At 60.9% G+C, this 17,665-nt stretch carries 14 protein-coding genes and 2 pseudogenes; 9 read left to right on the top strand and 7 right to left on the bottom strand.

The genetic code is table 11. The features are described from left to right. The first annotated feature begins 87 nt into the window (after nucleotides 1-87). The gene (locus L6D81_RS01765; protein ID WP_236177657.1) at nucleotides 88-282 is read left to right on the top strand and encodes a hypothetical protein; all 195 of its coding nucleotides are present in this window, start codon (nucleotides 88-90) and stop codon (nucleotides 280-282) included. 174 nt (nucleotides 283-456) lie between these two features. Continuing rightward, on the top strand, nucleotides 457-1,884 hold the full coding sequence (locus L6D81_RS01760; RefSeq protein ID WP_236177656.1) for an alkaline phosphatase D family protein: 1,428 nt from the start codon (nucleotides 457-459) through the stop codon (nucleotides 1,882-1,884). Here L6D81_RS01760 and L6D81_RS01755 read toward each other — a convergent pair. The 4 genes and pseudogenes from L6D81_RS01755 to L6D81_RS01740 all read right to left on the bottom strand — a co-directional run bounded on the left by L6D81_RS01755 (nucleotide 1,881) and on the right by L6D81_RS01740 (nucleotide 5,321). Next, nucleotides 1,881-2,168, bottom strand: coding sequence for a carboxymuconolactone decarboxylase family protein (locus L6D81_RS01755; RefSeq protein ID WP_236177655.1), 288 nt, complete (start codon nucleotides 2,166-2,168; stop codon nucleotides 1,881-1,883). The genes L6D81_RS01760 and L6D81_RS01755 overlap by 4 nt on opposite strands. Before the next feature lie 109 nt (nucleotides 2,169-2,277). Beyond that, nucleotides 2,278-2,448 (bottom strand): annotated as a pseudogene (locus L6D81_RS01750) (DHH family phosphoesterase); the annotation flags it as partial. 74 nt (nucleotides 2,449-2,522) lie between these two features. Next, entirely contained in the window at nucleotides 2,523-3,806 is a 1,284-nt protein-coding gene (locus L6D81_RS01745) for a Zn-dependent hydrolase (protein ID WP_236177654.1), read from the bottom strand. A gap of 30 nt (nucleotides 3,807-3,836) precedes the next feature. After that, nucleotides 3,837-5,321, bottom strand: coding sequence for an NCS1 family nucleobase:cation symporter-1 (locus tag L6D81_RS01740; RefSeq protein ID WP_236177653.1), 1,485 nt, complete (start codon nucleotides 5,319-5,321; stop codon nucleotides 3,837-3,839). Nucleotides 5,322-5,942: 621 nt separating this feature from the next. Here L6D81_RS01740 and hydA point away from each other — a divergent pair. The 3 genes from hydA (at nucleotide 5,943) to preA (ending at nucleotide 10,149) form a co-directional block, all read left to right on the top strand. Next, nucleotides 5,943-7,382: a dihydropyrimidinase gene (hydA, locus tag L6D81_RS01735; protein WP_236177652.1), complete on the top strand. Its 1,440-nt coding sequence runs from the start codon at nucleotides 5,943-5,945 to the stop codon at nucleotides 7,380-7,382. 124 nt (nucleotides 7,383-7,506) lie between these two features. Next, complete coding sequence (locus L6D81_RS01730; RefSeq protein WP_236177651.1) at nucleotides 7,507-8,874, top strand: NAD(P)-dependent oxidoreductase; 1,368 nt, start codon at nucleotides 7,507-7,509, stop codon at nucleotides 8,872-8,874. Beyond that, complete coding sequence (gene preA, locus L6D81_RS01725; protein ID WP_236177650.1) at nucleotides 8,875-10,149, top strand: NAD-dependent dihydropyrimidine dehydrogenase subunit PreA; 1,275 nt, start codon at nucleotides 8,875-8,877, stop codon at nucleotides 10,147-10,149. 63 nt (nucleotides 10,150-10,212) lie between these two features. On the opposite strand, the gene L6D81_RS01720 is transcribed toward preA, so the two are convergent. After that, nucleotides 10,213-10,833, bottom strand: coding sequence for a TetR/AcrR family transcriptional regulator (locus L6D81_RS01720; RefSeq protein ID WP_007952885.1), 621 nt, complete (start codon nucleotides 10,831-10,833; stop codon nucleotides 10,213-10,215). Between the two features lie 201 nt (nucleotides 10,834-11,034). Here L6D81_RS01720 and L6D81_RS01715 point away from each other — a divergent pair. Continuing rightward, a pseudogene (locus tag L6D81_RS01715) lies at nucleotides 11,035-11,286 on the top strand (copper homeostasis membrane protein CopD); the annotation flags it as partial. Nucleotides 11,287-11,288: 2 nt separating this feature from the next. Here L6D81_RS01715 and L6D81_RS01710 read toward each other — a convergent pair. Both L6D81_RS01710 and L6D81_RS01705 read right to left on the bottom strand, forming a co-directional pair. Further along, complete coding sequence (locus tag L6D81_RS01710; RefSeq protein ID WP_236177649.1) at nucleotides 11,289-12,431, bottom strand: HlyD family secretion protein; 1,143 nt, start codon at nucleotides 12,429-12,431, stop codon at nucleotides 11,289-11,291. Further along, nucleotides 12,428-14,083, bottom strand: a complete 1,656-nt coding sequence (locus L6D81_RS01705) for an MFS transporter (protein ID WP_236177648.1) — start codon at nucleotides 14,081-14,083, stop codon at nucleotides 12,428-12,430. The genes L6D81_RS01710 and L6D81_RS01705 overlap by 4 nt, the downstream gene beginning before the upstream one ends. A gap of 150 nt (nucleotides 14,084-14,233) precedes the next feature. Between L6D81_RS01705 and L6D81_RS01700 the strand changes: the two genes are divergently transcribed. From L6D81_RS01700 to L6D81_RS01690, 3 genes are all read left to right on the top strand, one after another. Then, nucleotides 14,234-15,184, top strand: a complete 951-nt coding sequence (locus L6D81_RS01700; protein ID WP_236177647.1) for a polysaccharide deacetylase family protein — start codon at nucleotides 14,234-14,236, stop codon at nucleotides 15,182-15,184. A 172-nt stretch (nucleotides 15,185-15,356) separates the two neighbouring features. Beyond that, a complete protein-coding gene (locus L6D81_RS01695) occupies nucleotides 15,357-16,652 on the top strand; it encodes an OprD family porin (RefSeq protein WP_236177646.1) in 1,296 nt (431 codons plus the stop codon). A gap of 150 nt (nucleotides 16,653-16,802) precedes the next feature. Further along, the gene (locus L6D81_RS01690) at nucleotides 16,803-17,627 is read left to right on the top strand and encodes an NAD-dependent epimerase/dehydratase family protein (RefSeq protein WP_236177645.1); all 825 of its coding nucleotides are present in this window, start codon (nucleotides 16,803-16,805) and stop codon (nucleotides 17,625-17,627) included. Nucleotides 17,628-17,665 lie beyond the last annotated feature (38 nt).

Here is a 17,665-nt window from a genome sequence, read left to right as displayed (position 1 = left end):
CGCCTTGCGCTTCTGTCGACTAACGTTAGTACCTCATCGGATTGAGCCCCTGCCGGTTCCACCGGGCTCTTGATCAAGGAGAGACTGATGACATCCAACCGCCTCATCGAACAGACCTATCGCACCTGGTCCAGCCCCATTCTGCTGGAGCTGAAAAAGCGCGAGCACCAGATGGCGCCGGCCGAACGCCAGGCGCTTGAGAAAGTCATGGTGGAACGACGGTTGCTGGACGTTGGCAACCCCGACGGACCGGATCGACGCCAGGACAAGACTCCCCGTTAAGGCGGCCAGCCGGCTGCCATAACCTTGTCTACACTGCCAGCCATGGAGTCCGGACTTACGCCTCTGAATGATCAGGTCTGCCACTCCAGCCATTGGGTCGTTTCAGGAAAGCCTCGCGGGTTTTCCTGAACCTGTGGAGAAAACGGATAGCCCATCACTCACTGGAGCAGGGACATGACGATCACATTGGGCCCGATCATCGGGCACACCACGGACACGTCTGCAAAAATCTGGATACGCGGGGAAGCTAATGATGACAAGGAGACAAAGCGGTTTTGCGTCGGGCTGATCGATGTATTCAAGGGCAAGACCTGGGTGGTGTCGTACCGCTGTTTCCTGCGTGACTACTATGACTTCACCGGTGTGGTAGAACTCAGTGAACTGAAACCCGCCACGGCCTATCGCGTGGTCTGCAACACGAGCTACGTCAGCGATGAGCTGGAGGTCACCCGACTGGTCAGGGACGACAAACCCGTTCGTCCGCTCAATCGTCCGGAAGAATCCGTCGAGGGTACGTTCACCACCGACCGGGTACCCGCAGACGGCACGCTGAACTTTGTATTCGGCTCGTGCCGTTATCTGTACTGGGACAACATCTTTCAGAGCGACGCGGAAAAAGGCGACAAGACATTCCGCTCGATTGTCGAAAAACATTCGCAGAAGCCTTTCGACCTGACGCTGATGATCGGCGATCAGGTGTATCTCGATCCGCTGAATGCGCTGCGCCAGTACAGCACGCTTGAAGAGATGTTCGATATCTATCGCCAGGCCTTCGGCCTGCCCTGGATCCGGCAGATGATGAACCGGATCCCGACCTACATGATCCTTGACGATCACGAGATCCGCGACGACTGGTCGCGAGAGAAACTCGACGATGTCGGCAAAGGCTTTTACGTCAGTGCAATGCGTGGTTATGAGTCCTACCAGCACTTGCACAATCCGGCGACGCCCAAGGGCCAGTATTGGTACACCTTCCAGAAAGGTGCCTTTCCGTTTTTCGTGATGGACACCCGAACCCAGCGCATTCGTGAGTCGTCCTCGATCGAACCGCGCTCGGTGCTGGGGCGTGAACAGCTCAATGCGTTTTTGACATGGCTGAGTGAGCATCGCGGGGCGCCGATGATCTTTGTGGTGTCGAGCGTACCGTTTTTCCCCGACCCGAAATCCGGAGACGACAAGTGGGTGGGCTTTCCGGAGGAGCGCAGCATCATTCTGGAGTTCATCCGGGTCGAGAAGATCAACAATGTCGTCGTGCTGTCCGGCGACGTGCACAACAGCTGCTTCGCCGGCATGCGCTGCTACCAGGACCCGACCTTCGGGCTGACCTCACTGGTCGCCTCCCCCTTCTACTGGCCTTATCCCCATGAAAATCGCAGCAACTTCTACGGAGGCCGGACACTCGAGTTCATGCAGTGGAGCGATGGCACCCGCCGCATGCGCGACCGCATAGAGTACCGCTACGAAGGCGAAGGCTTTATCGGTGAAGAGAGCTTTGTCACCGTTTCGGTGGATGCGAGCAGGAAAGGCAAGATCGGTCAGGCACGCATCTATGACCGCAAGGGCGAGCCGCAGGAAGACTATCCTGGCGTCTTCAAGTTCTAGAACAGGGCCAGCGCCGCTTGTTCGGCGGCGGTGAAATCGTTGACGTGGCGCCAGACGATCAAGCGATCCAGACGCTCGTTGCTCTCATTGGCTTCGCGCGCTTCGCGAGTGTGCATCTTCACGCAGAAACCGCACTGATTGATCTGCGAGGCACGCAGGTGAATCAGGTACCGCAGCGACCGCGGCAAGTCATGGTCGTTGAGGCTGACATGCACCTGGATCAGGCTTTCGAACACTTGCGGCATGGCTTGTTGCAGGTTGACGGCTTGGGTGTTGGACGACATCGCGTTGCTCCATGTTTGAGGGATTCAACGGGATGACGATTCAGCTTTCGGGTTTGTGACGTGGGGTCTGTAAAGAAAGCTTCAGCAGTTCCTTGCGCAGTATTGAAGGCTCTAGAACAGTGCCCCAGCCGAGCACGGTTTTTGAAACGCTGGCATTGGGTTTTGCGCTACTGCCGGCGCGGGCGGGAATGCCTTGCAGGTTGAGCAGTTCGGCGTAGGCGATGCAGCAGGCGTAGGCATCAATATCCAGATACGCCGAGCCTGAAGTGATGACTTTGATGGGCGACATTGCGCGTCCTGACTTCCTTTTCAGGGGCGGCAACGTCGCACATCTTCATGAACGATTAATGAACGTCAGGCAGCGCGTTGTCCCCCGGCCACCGCTGCCGAAGCCGCCAGCATCGCCCGCAACAACACCGCACAGCCGGCCGCCAGATCATCCGGCGCAGCATTTTCGATTTCGTTGTGGCTGATGCCGCCTTCGCACGGCACGAAGATCATCCCGGCCGGGCCGAGTTCGGCGAGGAAAATCGCGTCGTGGCCGGCGCCGCTGACGATGTCCATGTGCGACAGGCCCAGACCTTGGGCGGCGCCGCGCACGGCTTCGACGCAGCCTTTTTCGAAGTACAGCGGCGGGAAGTCCGCGGTCGGGGTCAGTTCATAGGTCAGGCCATGTTCTTCGCAGGTCGCTTCGATGACTTGCTTGACCTCGGCGATCATCGAGTCGAGGCGTGCCGGTTCCAGATGCCGGAAGTCGAGGGTCATGCGCACTTCACCGGGGATGACGTTGCGCGAACCGGGATAGGCTTGCAGGCAACCGACGGTGCCGCAGGCGTGGGGTTGATGGCCGAGCGCAGCGCGATTGACCGCGCCGACGATCACCGAAGCGCCGACCAGCGCGTCCTTGCGCAGGTGCATCGGGGTTGGCCCTGCGTGGGCCTCAACGCCGCGCAGTTTCAGGTCGAACCACTTCTGCCCCAGTGCGCCAAGCACTACGCCGATGGTTTTCTGTTCGTCCTCAAGGATCGGGCCTTGTTCGATGTGCGCCTCGAAATAGGCGCCGACCTTGTGCCCGCTGACCTTGCGCGGTCCGGCGTAGCCGATGGCGTTCAGCGCTTCGCCGACCGTTACGCCGTCGGCATCGACCTTGGCCAGGGTTTCTTCGAGGGTGAATTTTTCCGCGAACACGCCGGAGCCCATCATGCACGGGGCGAAACGCGAGCCTTCTTCGTTGGTCCAGACCACCACTTCCAGCGGGGCCTCGGTTTCCACGCCGAGGTCGTTGAGGGTGCGCAGCACTTCGACCCCGGCCAGCACGCCGAAGCAGCCGTCGAACTTGCCGCCGGTGGGCTGGGTGTCGATGTGGCTGCCGGTCATCACCGGTGGCAGGTTCGGGTTGCGACCCGGGCGACGGGCAAAGATGTTGCCGACTTCATCGACCGTGACGCTGCAACCGGCGTCCTTGCACCACTGCACGAACAGGTCGCGGGCCTGGCGGTCGAGGTCGGTCAGGGCCAGGCGACAGACCCCGCCCTTGACGGTGGCGCCGAGCTTGGCCAGCTCCATGAGCGACGCCCACAAGCGGTCGCGGTTGATGTGCTGATGGGTCGATTGCAGAACGTCTACGGCTGCGTTCATGGGGATCTCCTCAGGCAGTTCTTATGGGAATTACAACGGCGATTTAGCGGCCACCGGCGTCGCACGCATCGCGCACAACCCGTAATAGATCAACCCGCCCAACGCCGAGCCGGTGAACCAGCCGTAGCTGTAGAACCAGCTGAACGCGCTGCTGCCCAGCGACAGCAGGGTCAGCACCACCGGCACGCCGAAGGCGATGAACCCGGCCCGGTTCCACGCCGGGTACACGTCGTCGCGGTACAGGCCGGCCAGGTCCAGCTGTTGTTTCTTGATCAGGAAATAATCCACCACCATGATCCCGGCGATCGGCCCGAGCAGGCTGGAATAGCCCAGCAGCCAGTTCGAATACACGGTTTCCAGGCTGACATCGGAGACGATCAACCCAAGCTTTTTCAGCAGCTCATGGCCCATCAACGCCAGCCCGACGAACCCGGTGAGAATTACCGCTTTGGTGCGATTGATCACCTTGGGCGCGATGTTCTGGAAATCGTTGGTCGGCGAAACAATGTTCGCGGCGGTGTTGGTCGACAGCGTGGCGATAATGATCAGCGCCATGGCCACCGCGACCCACACCGGGCTCTGGATATGGCCGATCAGCGTCACCGGATCGGAAACGCTGACACCCACCAGTTTCACCGAGGCGGCGGTCATTACCACGCCCAGCGCGGCGAACAGGAACATGGTGAGTGGCAGGCCGAAAATCTGCCCGAGGATCTGATCCTTCTGGCTGCGGGCGTAACGGCTGAAATCGGGAATGTTCAGCGACAGGGTGGCCCAGAAACCGACCATCGCCGTCAGCCCGGCGGCGAAGTAACTGACCACGCTCGCCCCCTCGGGACGTTTTGGCGGGATCGCCAGCAACTCGGTCATCGACACATTGGGCATGGCCCACACCAGCAACCCGATGCCGACCGCCACCAGCAGCGGTGCCGACAGGGTTTCCAGCCATTTGATCGACTCGGCGCCGCGGATTACCACCCATAGATTAAGCGTCCAGAAGATCATGAAGCCGATCACCTCCCCCGTCCCACCGAGGGATTTCCAGCCCTCGAACACCGAACCGAGAAACAGGTGAATCGCCAGCCCGCCGAACATCGTCTGGATGCCGAACCAGCCACACGCCACCAGCGCGCGAATCAGGCATGGCACGTTGGAGCCGAGGATCCCGAACGATGAGCGCAACAACACCGGAAACGGAATCCCGTACTTGGTGCCGGGAAAAGCGTTGAGTGTGAGGGGAATCAGGACGATGACGTTGGCAACCAGAATCGCCAGCAAGGCTTCGCCGACGCTCAGGCCGAAATACGCGGTGAGGACACCGCCGAGGGTGTAGGTCGGCACGCAGATCGACATGCCGACCCACAGCGCGGTGATGTGCCATTTGTTCCAGGTTCGTTCGCGCACCTTGGTCGGTGCCATGTCGTGGTTGTAACGGGGACTGTCGAGGACGTCGCTGCCGGCTTCGAGTTCGAACAAGCCGTCGCGCTCGGTCACTTGCGATCTGTTCTGTTGCATGGCCGCTCCACTGTTCTTCTGATTATTTTTTGCTCATCAGGCGGCTGCACACGCAGGTGCGAACCGGACGATGGCCGGAGGAACTGACAACTTTCATGCACCGGCCATGGTGTCAGCGGCGGCATCAATAAACGTGCCGGGGGAACCGCTTGGCGCTGGGGCCGTGCTTCGATCGTTTTGTAACTGACTGATATTGATCAGTTTTAATTATTCACCTTATGAGGCCGCGAAAACTTGACTGAACACTCAGGCCAAATGCCAGGCAAGTTGTCCGAACTGTCAGGACTCAATCTGGTGCACTGCATTATTTTTTCTTCAGGACGCCTCACTCTCCGCTCAACTTCAAGCGGCTGATTTCACATAGGAAATCTTGCTCATATTTCCAACCTGTCAAGTGCGTCAAAATGGTGAAGCGCCTCACCATTTTGGTGATTTTGCATTTTTATCGTTATTTTTCAGCTACTTAAAATAATCATAAGCTTATGAAAAATAATCTTGATCAATTACATAACTGCGACTAGCGTCTATTCCTGACAGCGCTGACAAGATTACGCATTTAGCGCCGCAAACAATAAAACACTAGAACCGGCACAAGTCGGTCATGCCTGCGAGGAACTCGGAATGTCTCTGTTGATCCGTGGCGCCACCGTTGTTACCCATGATGAAAGTTACCGCGCCGATGTTTATTGCGCTGACGGCGTGATCAAAGCCATTGGTGAAAGCCTGGATGCCCAGGCCGGCGCCGAAGTGCTCGACGGCAGCGGTCAATACCTGTTGCCCGGCGGCATCGATCCGCACACCCACATGCAACTCCCGTTCATGGGCACCGTGGCCAGCGAAGACTTCTACAGCGGCACCGCTGCTGGCCTGGCCGGCGGCACCACCTCGATCATCGATTTCGTGATTCCCAATCCGCAGCAGTCGCTGCTTGAAGCCTTTCACCAATGGCGTGGCTGGGCGGAAAAATCGGCGTCCGACTACGGCTTCCACGTCGCAATCACCTGGTGGAGCGAGCAGGTGCGTGAGGAAATGGCCGAGCTGGTCAGCCATCACGGGATCAACAGCTTCAAGCATTTCATGGCCTACAAGAACGCGATCATGGCCGCCGACGACACGCTGGTGGCGAGTTTCGAGCGCTGCCTGGAACTCGGCGCCGTACCGACCGTGCACGCGGAAAACGGCGAGCTGGTCTATCACCTGCAACGCAAGCTGATGGCCCAGGGCATCACCGGGCCGGAGGCGCATCCACTGTCGCGGCCATCGCAGGTCGAAGGCGAAGCCGCGAGCCGGGCGATCCGTATTGCCGAGACCATCGGCACACCGTTGTACCTGGTACACGTCTCGACCAAGGAAGCCCTCGACGAAATCACCTATGCCCGCAGCAAGGGCCAACCGGTCTACGGCGAAGTGCTGGCCGGGCATCTGCTGCTGGACGACAGTGTCTACCAGCACCCGGACTGGCAGACCGCCGCCGGTTACGTGATGAGCCCGCCGTTCCGTCCGCGCGGACATCAGGACGCGCTGTGGCACGGCTTGCAGAGCGGCAACCTGCACACCACAGCCACCGACCACTGCTGCTTCTGCGCCGAACAGAAAGCCGCCGGCCGCGACGATTTCAGCAAGATCCCCAACGGCACCGCCGGCATCGAAGACCGCATGGCGGTGTTGTGGGATGAAGGGGTGAACTCGGGACGTTTGTCGATGCAGGACTTCGTCGCCCTCACCTCCACCAACACCGCGAAAATCTTCAACCTCTATCCGCGCAAGGGCGCGATCCGCGTCGGCGCCGATGCCGACCTGGTGCTGTGGGACCCGCAAGGCACCCGCACCATCTCCGCCAAGACCCACCATCAGCAGGTGGACTTCAACATCTTCGAAGGCAAGACCGTGACCGGCGTGCCGAGCCATACCGTCAGCCAGGGCCGGGTGGTCTGGGCCGACGGCGACCTGCGCGCCGAGCGTGGAGCGGGCCGGTATATCGAACGGCCGGCGTATCCGGCGGTGTTTGATTTGCTGAGCAAGCGGGCGGAATTGCACAGGCCTGTGGCCGTCAAGCGCTGATCCCGGATCGTTCTCACAATGATCTTTCCCACGCGGACGGTTCGACGCCTCGACGTGGGAACGATCAAAAAAACCACTGCCCGACAGAGGCAGAAAACCTCAATTAACCGTGAGGCAAAAAACCGTGATCGAGACCCTGAACCATCTCCCGCACCCGCACGAAAGTGCGGCCGCCCTCGCCGGCCACTTCACCGATCTGGCGCCGCCGCTCAACGCCCGACAGGCGCACCTGGAAGCCTCGCGCTGCCTGTATTGCTACGACGCGCCGTGCGTGAATGCATGCCCGAGCGAGATCGACATTCCGTCGTTCATCCGCAATATCCACCAGGACAACGTGCCCGGCGCCGCGCAGAAAATCCTCTCGGCAAACATCCTCGGTGGCAGTTGCGCGCGAGTCTGTCCGACCGAAATCCTTTGCCAGCAAGCCTGCGTGCGCAACAACGCCCAAGAATGTGCACCGGTGCTGATCGGTCTGCTGCAACGCTACGCCGTGGACAACGCGCACTTCACTGAACATCCATTCCAACGCGCCGCCGCGACGGGCAAACGCATCGCCGTGGTCGGTGCCGGCCCGGCAGGGTTGTCCTGCGCACATCGCAGCGCCATGCACGGGCATGACGTGGTGATTTTCGAAGCGCGGGAGAAGGCTGGCGGGCTCAACGAATACGGGATCGCCAAGTACAAACTGGTGGACGACTACGCGCAGAAGGAGCTGGACTTCCTCCTGCAAATCGGCGGCATCGAAATCCGCCACGGCCAGAAACTCGGCGAGAATCTGACTTTGAGCGAATTGCATCAACAGTTCGACGCGGTGTTCCTCGGTCTCGGCCTGAACGCCAGCAAGCAGCTCGGTCTGGCCCACGAAGAGGCCCCCGGCCTGCTCGCCGCCACCGACTACATCCGCGAACTGCGCCAGGCCGATGACCTGTCGCAACTGCCGCTGGCCGATCACTGCATCGTCCTCGGCGCCGGCAACACCGCCATCGACATGGCCGTGCAAATGGCCCGCCTCGGTGCCCGCGACGTCAACCTGGTTTATCGCCGTGGTGCGGCGGACATGGGCGCCACCGGCCACGAACAGGACATCGCCAAGGCCAATCAGGTGCGGCTGCTGACCTGGGCGCAACCGGAAGAAGTGCTGCTCGACGCTCAGGGCAAGGTGCGCGGCATGCGTTTCGCCCGCACCCATCTGGTGGACGGTCGCCTGCAAACCACTGGCGAAACGTTCGAGCTGGCCGCCGACGCAATCTTCAAAGCCATCGGTCAGGCCTTCGACGGCAGCGCCCTCGCCGATCCGCTGGCCCGCGAGCTCAAGCGTCAGGGCGAACGCATCCAGGTCGATGAGAACCTGCGCACCAGCCTCCCCGGCGTGTACGCCGGCGGCGACTGCACCAGCCTCGATCAGGACCTGACCGTGCAAGCGGTGCAACACGGCAAGCGCGCCGCCGAGGCGATCAACGCTCAACTGATGCTCAATGTGGAGGCTGCGTAAATGGCCGATCTCTCGATTGTCTTCGCCGGTATCAAAGCCCCCAACCCGTTCTGGCTGGCCTCCGCGCCGCCGACCGACAAGGCCTACAACGTGGTCCGCGCCTTTGAGGCCGGCTGGGGCGGCGTGGTCTGGAAAACCCTGGGTGAAGACCCGGCGGCGGTCAACGTGTCGTCGCGTTATTCGGCGCACTACGGCGCCAATCGTGAAGTGCTGGGCATCAACAACATCGAACTGATTACCGACCGCTCGCTGGAAATCAACCTGCGGGAAATCACCCAAGTGAAAAAGGACTGGCCGGACCGCGCGCTGATCGTGTCACTGATGGTGCCCTGCGTCGAAGCGTCGTGGAAACACATCCTGCCACTGGTGGAAGCCACCGGCGCCGACGGCATCGAGCTGAATTTCGGCTGCCCCCACGGCATGCCTGAACGCGGCATGGGCGCGGCGGTCGGTCAGGTGCCGGAGTACGTCGAGCAAGTCACGCGCTGGTGCAAGACCTATTGCTCGCTGCCGGTGATCGTCAAACTGACGCCGAACATCACTGACATCCGCGTGGCCGCCCGCGCTGCGCACCGGGGTGGCGCCGATGCCGTGTCGCTGATCAACACCATCAACTCGATCACCAGTGTCGACCTCGAACACATGGTCGCCCTGCCCACCGTCGGCAGCAAAAGCACCCACGGCGGTTATTGCGGTTCGGCGGTCAAACCGATCGCGCTGAACATGGTCGCGGAAATCGCCCGTGACCCGCAGACCCAGGGCCTGCCGATCTGCGGCATCGGCGGCATTGGCAGTTGGCGCGACGCAGCGGAGTTCATCGCCCTGGGCAGCGGCGCGGTGCAGGTGTGCACGGCGGCGATGCTGCATGGTTTCCGGATTGTCGATGAGATGAAGGATGGCCTGTCGCGATGGATGGACAGTCAGGGCTACGCCAGCATCGCCGAGTTTTCCGGACGTGCGGTGGGCAATACGACCGACTGGAAATACCTGGATATCAACTATCAGGTCATCGCGAAAATCGACCAGGCGGCGTGCATCGGTTGCGGGCGTTGCCACATTGCCTGCGAGGACACGTCACACCAAGCGATCAGCAGCCTGAAACAGGCCGATGGCACGCACAAATACGAAGTGATCGATGACGAATGTGTGGGCTGCAATCTGTGCCAGATCACCTGCCCGGTGGCGGATTGCATCGAGATGGTACCGATGGAGACGGGCAAGCCGTTTTTGGACTGGAATCATGATCCGAGGAATCCGTATCACGTCAGTGCCTGAATGATCGTTCCCACGCTGAAAGATCGTTCCCACGCTCCGCGTGGGAACGATCGGTTACGAGGCTCAAGGTTCTAATCCGATCCCCCGCAAAATCACGCTGGTCACCGTCTGCACCGCCCGCTCGAACTGCATGTCCGACAACGGCTGGTGCTCATTCAGAATATTCACCTGATGATCGAAGTCGGCATAGTGCTGGGTCGACGCCCAGATCATGTACAGCAGACTCGATGGTTCCACCGGCAGAATCCGCTTGTCCTCCACCCACTGGCGGATCTTCGCCTCTTTCATCTTCGCCCAGTCGTACAGGCTCACGTCCAACGCCTCACCGAGGGTCGGTGCGCCGTGGATGATTTCGTTGGCCCAGACTTTCGAGCCGTAGGGCCGGCTGCGCGAGTGGTTCATCTTGGCGCGGATGTAGCTGCTGAGCACCACGCGCGGATCGTCGAACATCTCGAAGCACAGCGCGTCCTGCTTCCACACTTCCAGCAGGTCGAACAGCACTGCGCTGTACAGCTCGCTTTTGGTCGAAAAGTAGTAATGCAGATTGGAGCGTGGCAGCTGCACTTCAGCGGCGATGTCCGCCATGGCGGTGCCGCCGAAACCTTTTTCGGCGAAGACTTTTTCCGCCGCCAGCAGAATCTTATCGACGTTGGTGCGGCGGATTTCGATCTTGTGATTGCCCATGAGGGCTCCCTGAAGACAACGTGGTTGAAGACTAGCATCCGCTCTCGGCAAGGGCACGCCCTATACCGTGCGCCGTCACTCACGGAAAAGGGATTTCCCATGAAGCTGCAAAACCTGCTCAACGCCGGCGAATACAAGGTCGAATGGCACGCGGTGTCGGTCGACATGCACAAGAGCGGAGCGCTGGCGCTGTGCCGGTTCCTGCATTTCGTCGTGGTGTTGATGCTGTTCGGGGCCTGGCTATTCCGGCAAGGGCGGCGATTCAGCGGACTCGGCTACGGACTGGTGGGCGGCAGGCTCGCCCTGGCGCTGTTCAAGCGCCTGCGGATCAACGATTGCGAACAACGGCTCGCCCCCCTCAAGTGCAGCGTCATGCTCGAGTGGCTGCTGGGGATCGGCGCCGTAGCGGCGGTGTCCGTGCTCGGTACCCTGCCGCCGATGATCGCCGCCTGAGGTCAATGTTTCTGGGTGTCGCCCGCCGCTGTATCAATGCTGACCACCACCGACATCCCCGGTCGCAGGCGCTCGCTCTCTTGCTGATCCGGATCGATGGTGATGCGCACCGGCACCCGCTGGGCGATTTTCACGAAGTTGCCGGTGGCGTTGTCAGCCTGCAACAACGCGAATTCGGAACCGGTGCCCGGCGAGATGTGCTGCACATGGCCGGTGAATGTGCGGTGGTTCAAGGCATCGACGGTGAAGCTCACCGGTTGCCCGACCCGCACGTTGTTCATCTGGGTCTCTTTCATGTTGGCGATCACCCATTTCTGGTCCGGCACCAGCGCCATCAACTGCCCCCCGGAGTTGACGTAAGCGCCCAGGCGCACGCCGATCTGCCCCAGTTGGCCGTCACGCGGGGCAACGATCCGGGTGTTGGACAAGTCGATTCGCGCCAGCTGCACCGCCGCCTCGGCACTGGCCACCGCCGCCTCCAGCGAACCGCGATTGACGATCACCGTTTGCAGATCCTGCCGGGCGATTTCCAGATTGGCCTTGGCCTGCGCCACCGCCGCAATGCTTTGCGCGTTGGCAGCCAGCGCCACGTCCATCTCGCGCTTGGACACCGAGCCATCATTGACCAGTGCCTTGTTGCGTCGCAGATCCGCCTCGCTTTTGCGCAGCTGCGCTTCGCTGTCGGCCACCACCGCCTGCCGCAGCTTGATCGTCGCCTCGGCGCTGTTGCGCTGCTGCACCACATTGGCCAGCGAGGCTTTCTGCACCGCCAGTTGCGCCAGCGACTGGTCGAGTCGTTGCTGGTAGATACGGTCATCGAGACGCACCAGCAAATCGCCCGCCTTCACAAACTGGAAATCCTGCACCGGCACTTCAAACACATAACCGCTGAGCTGCGGGCCGATGATCGTCACTTGACCGCGCACCAGCGCGTTTTCGGTTGTTTCCACCGCGCTGCTGAACGGCGGCAGTTGCCAGGCGTAAAGCACGATCAGCACGCCGACGATGGCAATCGCGGCAAACCCCAGCGACGAGATGATCCGCACCCGCAGCGAACGCGGCTCGGTGTTCGGTGATGACGGCGGCGCCACGCCCTCAGGGGTGGCGGCGATGGCATTGGTGGTCGTAGTGGTCGGTTCGGTCATGAAGAAGTGGCACCGCTGGAAGGTACGGAAGGTGTCGGGGCGACGGCTTTGGTGGTACTGATCAGCCACAGCGCACGGATGGAAATCCAGATCATGGTCAGGATCGCGATCACCGCAATCAGCATGAACACATCGTTATAGGCCAGCACGTTGGCTTCGCGGGTGGCGGCGTTGGCCAGGCTGCGGATCCCCGCCAGATGACGCAGGCTCGGATCGGCGATCAGCGAGCCAACCGCCGAGCCCCCGCTTTGCACCCGGGCGGCAACACGCGGGTCGGACATTACCAGTTGCTCGACGATATGGCTGGAATGAAATTTCTCGCGCACGATCTGGAAAGTCCCCAGCAATGCCGCGCCGATCAGGCCGCCGAGGTTGTTGCAGATCCCGAACAACACGGAAAAGCTCACGAGGTTGCGCGGGTTGGTCAGCACGTTGCGCGTGCCCAGCACCATGGTCGGACCGAGGAAGAAGGTACTGCCGAACGCCAGCAGGAACTGGCTGAAATACAGGTTGCCGGGGCGAGTCAGGTTATTTGATGAGCTGTCCATGATCGAGCCGGTGGCCATCAACGCCAGCGAAATGATCAGGGGCATCAGCAAGTGTTGCGGGTTGATGGTCAGCGCACTGATGAGCAGCCCGGCAACGCTGCCGATCAGCATGACCACATACAGGCTGTGCAACTGCTGGCTGCTCATGTTCAGGTTTTGCATGAAGCCCACGGCGCCGGTCGATTGCTCCGAGGTCACCATGCGAATCAGGATCACCGCCAGCGCCAGGCGGATCATCACCCCGCTGCCGAGCCAGCGGGTCATCAGCATCGGGTTGCTGCGGTTATGTTCAATGGCCAGCCCCGCGAGAATCAGGACAATCGACGCGGCCAGGGCGATGCCGATCCAGTCGGCTTCCAGCCACCAGTCGATCCGGCCCAGGGACAACACCGCACACAACAGCGCCACGCCGGTGGCAAGGATGGCGAAGGTCAGAAAGTCGAGGGGTTCGAAGGTCTTGAACCGGTCACCCGGCGGCAACTTGAGCATCAGGACGCAGCCCAGCGACAGCAGCGCCATGCCCAACTCGAACAGGTACAGGCCGCGCCATTCGGCAATCTGCAGCAAGTCTTCGGAAAACAGCCGCGCCAGCGGCAAGGCCAACTGCGAGGTGCCAAGGCCCAGTACCAATGCCTTCAACCGCCATTTGGCCGGGAACGCCTGCACCATGTAATACAGGCCCAGCGAGCTGAGCGCCGCGCCGACCATGCCGTGGGCCGCGCGCACCGCGACCGCCGAATTCAGGTCATTGACGAACAGATGGCCGAAGGTCACCAGCGCATACAGCACCAGAAACACCTCGGTGAATGCCCGCAGGCCGAACTGCTGGCGAAATTTCACCAGCAGCAGGTTCATCGAGACGTTAGTCATCACGTACGCCGCCGGCAGCCAGGCCATCTCCGCCGTGGTCGCTCCAAGCGCACCTTGCAGGTAAGGCAGGTTGGCGACCACCAGCGAATTGCCCAGGCCACCGGTCACCGCCACCAGCAACCCGACCAGCGCATAGGCCAGGCGCTTGGGGTTGGAGTGCAGCGGCGTCGAGGGGGAGCCGGGCAGACTGGGCTTCTCGTGCGGCTGCCAGTTGCGCGGGGCGTATTGGTTCATTGATTGGCCTTGTGCCGGAGATGGCATCAGTTTGCCGGGGTCGCCGGGATTCGTAAATTTTGTTTAAAGGTCATCTCGCCCGCAGCGGATGTTTCCCGGGCCTGGCCAATGCCAACCTTGCAGCACTTCTCAACCTGCAAGGTGCCCGATATGACCACTCCCCGCTGGCAGCGCTCCCCGCGTCTGCTGAAAAACCTGCTGGCCGCTGCCCTGTTGCTGCCCGCCCTCGCCTTCGCCCAGGAACGCCCCTGGCCGGACGGCTCGCAACTGGTGATTTCGGTGTCGATGCAATTCGAAACCGGCGGTCAGCCCGAGGGCGCCGAAAGTCCGTTCTCCGGTACACCGCTGCCAAAAGGTTATCCGGATCTGCCGGCGCAGACCTGGTTCGATTACGGGTACAAGGAAGGCCTGTGGCGGATGCTCGACCTGTGGGATCGCACCGGCATCAAAGTCACCTCCCACGTGGTCGGCGAAGCGGCGCTCAAACACCCGGAACTGGCCAAAGCGATTGCTGAGCGCGGTCATGAACTGGCAGCCCATGGCATGCGCTGGGCCGATTCGTACAACATGAACTACGCCCAGGAAAAACAGTTCATCGGTGATGGCGTCGCGGCGGTGGAAAAAATCACCGGCCAGCGCTCGGTCGGCTACAACGCCAACTGGCTGCGCCGCAGTCCCAATACGCTGAAGGTGCTGCAGGACCTGAACTTTACTTACCACATCGACGATGTCAGCCGCGACGAACCGTTCGTGACCATGGTCCGTGGGCGAAAATTCGCCGTGGTGCCGTACACCCTGCGCAACAACGACATCGTACTGGTCGAGGGCCGGCACTTCTCCGCCGAGCAGTTCTATCAGCAACTGGTGCTGGAATTCGATCGCCTCTACGCCGAAGGCGCGAGCAAGCGGCGGATGATGTCGGTGAGTCTGCACGATCGCATCGGCGGCACACCGGCGATGGTCGAAGCCATGGAACGCTTCATCCGGTATGCCCAATCCCATCCGAAAGTGAAATTCATGCGCAAGGACCAGATCGCGCAAATCGTGCTGACCGAAAAAAACCCACTGATCGATAACACTGAAGCGCTCTACAACCATTAAAAACGCTCGAAAGCAGCCCTCTTCACAGCGCTTTGAGGGCTGCCCGCTCACCCAAAGTCATCGTACGACGCCCTGTTGACTTTTCCGGAAAACCTCGCAAATATTCGCCCCCATGTTGTACGACGACGTATGACAAATAATAAAAACAACAACCGAAACAGGGAGCGTCACAGTGAGCACACTCGACTGCAATTCCGTCCGCACGTCCCGTTTTTCCGGCCCCCGCCCGCGTTCCACCCTGAGCCTGATCGGCTGCGGCAGTCTCGCCCTCGTCCTGCCGATGAGCGCCAATGCCGAGGGTTTCCTCGAAGACAGCAAAGCCACGCTGAACCTGCGCAACGCCTACTTCAATCGCAACTTCGTCAACCCGAACCATCCGCAGGGCAAGGCTGAAGAGTGGACGCAAAACTTCATTCTCGACGCCCGATCCGGTTTCACCCAGGGCACCGTCGGGTTTGGCCTGGACGTGCTGGGCATGTACTCGCAAAAACTCGATGGCGGCAAAGGCAGCGGCGGTACGCAACTGTTGCCGATTCACGATGACGGGCGTCCGGCGGACAACTTCGGGCGCCTGGGTGTCGCGCTCAAGGCCAAGGTGTCGAAGACCGAATTGAAGGTCGGTGAATGGATGCCGGTGCTGCCCATCCTTCGCTCGGATGATGGCCGCTCCCTGCCGCAGACGTTTCGCGGTGGCCAGGTCACATCCACCGAAATCAACGGCCTGACCCTCTACGGTGGCCAGTTCCGTGGCAACAGCCCACGCAACGATGCCAGCATGGAAGACATGTCGATGAACGGCCGAGGCGCCTTCACCTCCGACCGTTTCAACTTCGGCGGCGGCGAATACACTTTCAACGATAAACGCACACTTGTCGGTCTGTGGTACGCCGAACTCAGCGACATCTACCAGCAGCAGTATTTCAACCTCAGCCACAGCCAGCCACTGGGCGACTGGACACTGGGCGCCAACCTCGGTTTCTTCACCGGCAAGGAAGACGGCAGCGCCCAGGCCGGCGACCTCGATAACAAAACCGCGTTCGCCCTGCTCTCGGCCCGGTACGGCGGCAACACCTTCTACATCGGCCTGCAAAAGCTCAGTGGCGATGATGCCTGGATGCGCGTCAACGGCACCAGCGGCGGCACACTGGCCAACGACAGCTACAACGCCAGTTATGACAACGCGAAGGAGCGCTCCTGGCAGATCCGCCACGACTACAACTTCGTCGTCCTCGGCGTCCCCGGCCTGACGCTGATGAACCGCTACATCAGCGGTGACAACGTGCACACCGGCACCCTCACCGATGGCAAGGAATGGGGTCGCGAGTCGGAACTGGCCTACACCGTGCAGAGCGGTCCGCTGAAGAACCTCAACGTCAAATGGCGCAATGCGACGATTCGCCGGGACTTCAGCACCAACGAATTCGACGAAAACCGGATCTTCATCAGTTACCCGATTTCGCTGTTGTAAACCCCGACGAGACAGAAACGGAAGGTGAATCGGGCCTTCCGTCACTTACACCGAAAGTCGCGTTGACAAGTTCCGGAAACCCTACCGATACTTCAGCGCAGTCATACGACAACCTACAACAACCCTAATAACAACGTATAAGGGATTGCCATGACGTCCACCTCCACCGCCCTCACTCCCTTCAATCGCCTGCTGCTGACTGGCGCCGCCGGTGGCCTGGGCAAAGTTCTGCGCGAACGTCTGCGCCCCTACGCCAATGTGCTGCGCCTGTCGGACATCGCCGCCCTCGCCCCGGCCATCGATGACCGGGAAGAAGTCGTGCTCTGCGACCTCGCCGACAAAACCGCCGTGCATCAACTGGTGGAAGGCGTGGATGCAATCCTGCACTTCGGTGGCGTCTCGGTGGAGCGTCCCTTCGAAGAGATACTCGGCGCCAATATCTGCGGTGTGTTCCACATCTATGAAGCGGCACGCCGACACGGCGTCAAACGGGTGATCTTCGCCAGTTCCAACCATGTCATCGGCTTCTACAAACAAGACGAACACCTCGACGCCAGCTCCGCTCGCCGCCCCGATGGCTACTACGGTTTGTCCAAGTCCTACGGTGAAGACATGGCCAGTTTCTACTTTGATCGCTATGGCATCGAAACCGTCAGCATCCGCATCGGCTCGTCGTTTCCCGAACCGCAGAACCGCCGGATGATGCACACCTGGTTGAGCTTCGACGACCTTACCCAATTGCTCGAACGTTCGCTGTACACCCCCAACGTCGGCCACACCGTGGTCTATGGCATGTCCGCCAACAAGGACGTGTGGTGGGACAACCGCTGCGCCAGCCACCTCGGTTTCGAGGCCAAGGACACCTCCGAAGTGTTTCGCGAACAGGTCGAAGCGCAGCCGATGCCCACCCGCGATGACCCGGCGCGGATCTATCAGGGCGGAGCCTTCGTTGCGGCCGGCCCGTTTGGCGATTGAGCGCTGCGCTGGTCCGTCTCCAAAAGAACAAACCAAGG

The sequence above is a fragment of the Pseudomonas sputi genome, from assembly GCF_021603585.1.
Taxonomy (GTDB): Bacteria; Pseudomonadota; Gammaproteobacteria; order Pseudomonadales; family Pseudomonadaceae; genus Aquipseudomonas; species Aquipseudomonas sputi.
The sequence above is the reverse complement of the archived record's forward strand: the minus strand, read 5'-3'. Positions and strand labels throughout refer to the sequence as shown.

Bases quoted from the DNA above. Each gene is read 5' to 3' on its own strand.
- L6D81_RS01760 (WP_236177656.1), top strand. From the start codon at position 457: ATGACGATCACATTGGGCCCGATCATCGGGCACACCACGGACACGTCT.
- L6D81_RS01740 (WP_236177653.1), bottom strand. From the start codon at position 5,321: ATGCAACAGAACAGATCGCAAGTGACCGAGCGCGACGGCTTGTTCGAA.
- L6D81_RS01755 (WP_236177655.1), bottom strand. From the start codon at position 2,168: ATGTCGTCCAACACCCAAGCCGTCAACCTGCAACAAGCCATGCCGCAA.
- hydA (WP_236177652.1), top strand. From the start codon at position 5,943: ATGTCTCTGTTGATCCGTGGCGCCACCGTTGTTACCCATGATGAAAGT.
- L6D81_RS01745 (WP_236177654.1), bottom strand. From the start codon at position 3,806: ATGAACGCAGCCGTAGACGTTCTGCAATCGACCCATCAGCACATCAAC.
- L6D81_RS01710 (WP_236177649.1), bottom strand. From the start codon at position 12,431: ATGACCGAACCGACCACTACGACCACCAATGCCATCGCCGCCACCCCT.
- preA (WP_236177650.1), top strand. From the start codon at position 8,875: ATGGCCGATCTCTCGATTGTCTTCGCCGGTATCAAAGCCCCCAACCCG.
- L6D81_RS01705 (WP_236177648.1), bottom strand. From the start codon at position 14,083: ATGAACCAATACGCCCCGCGCAACTGGCAGCCGCACGAGAAGCCCAGT.
- L6D81_RS01765 (WP_236177657.1), top strand. From the start codon at position 88: ATGACATCCAACCGCCTCATCGAACAGACCTATCGCACCTGGTCCAGC.
- L6D81_RS01720 (WP_007952885.1), bottom strand. From the start codon at position 10,833: ATGGGCAATCACAAGATCGAAATCCGCCGCACCAACGTCGATAAGATT.
- L6D81_RS01690 (WP_236177645.1), top strand. From the start codon at position 16,803: ATGACGTCCACCTCCACCGCCCTCACTCCCTTCAATCGCCTGCTGCTG.
- L6D81_RS01700 (WP_236177647.1), top strand. From the start codon at position 14,234: ATGACCACTCCCCGCTGGCAGCGCTCCCCGCGTCTGCTGAAAAACCTG.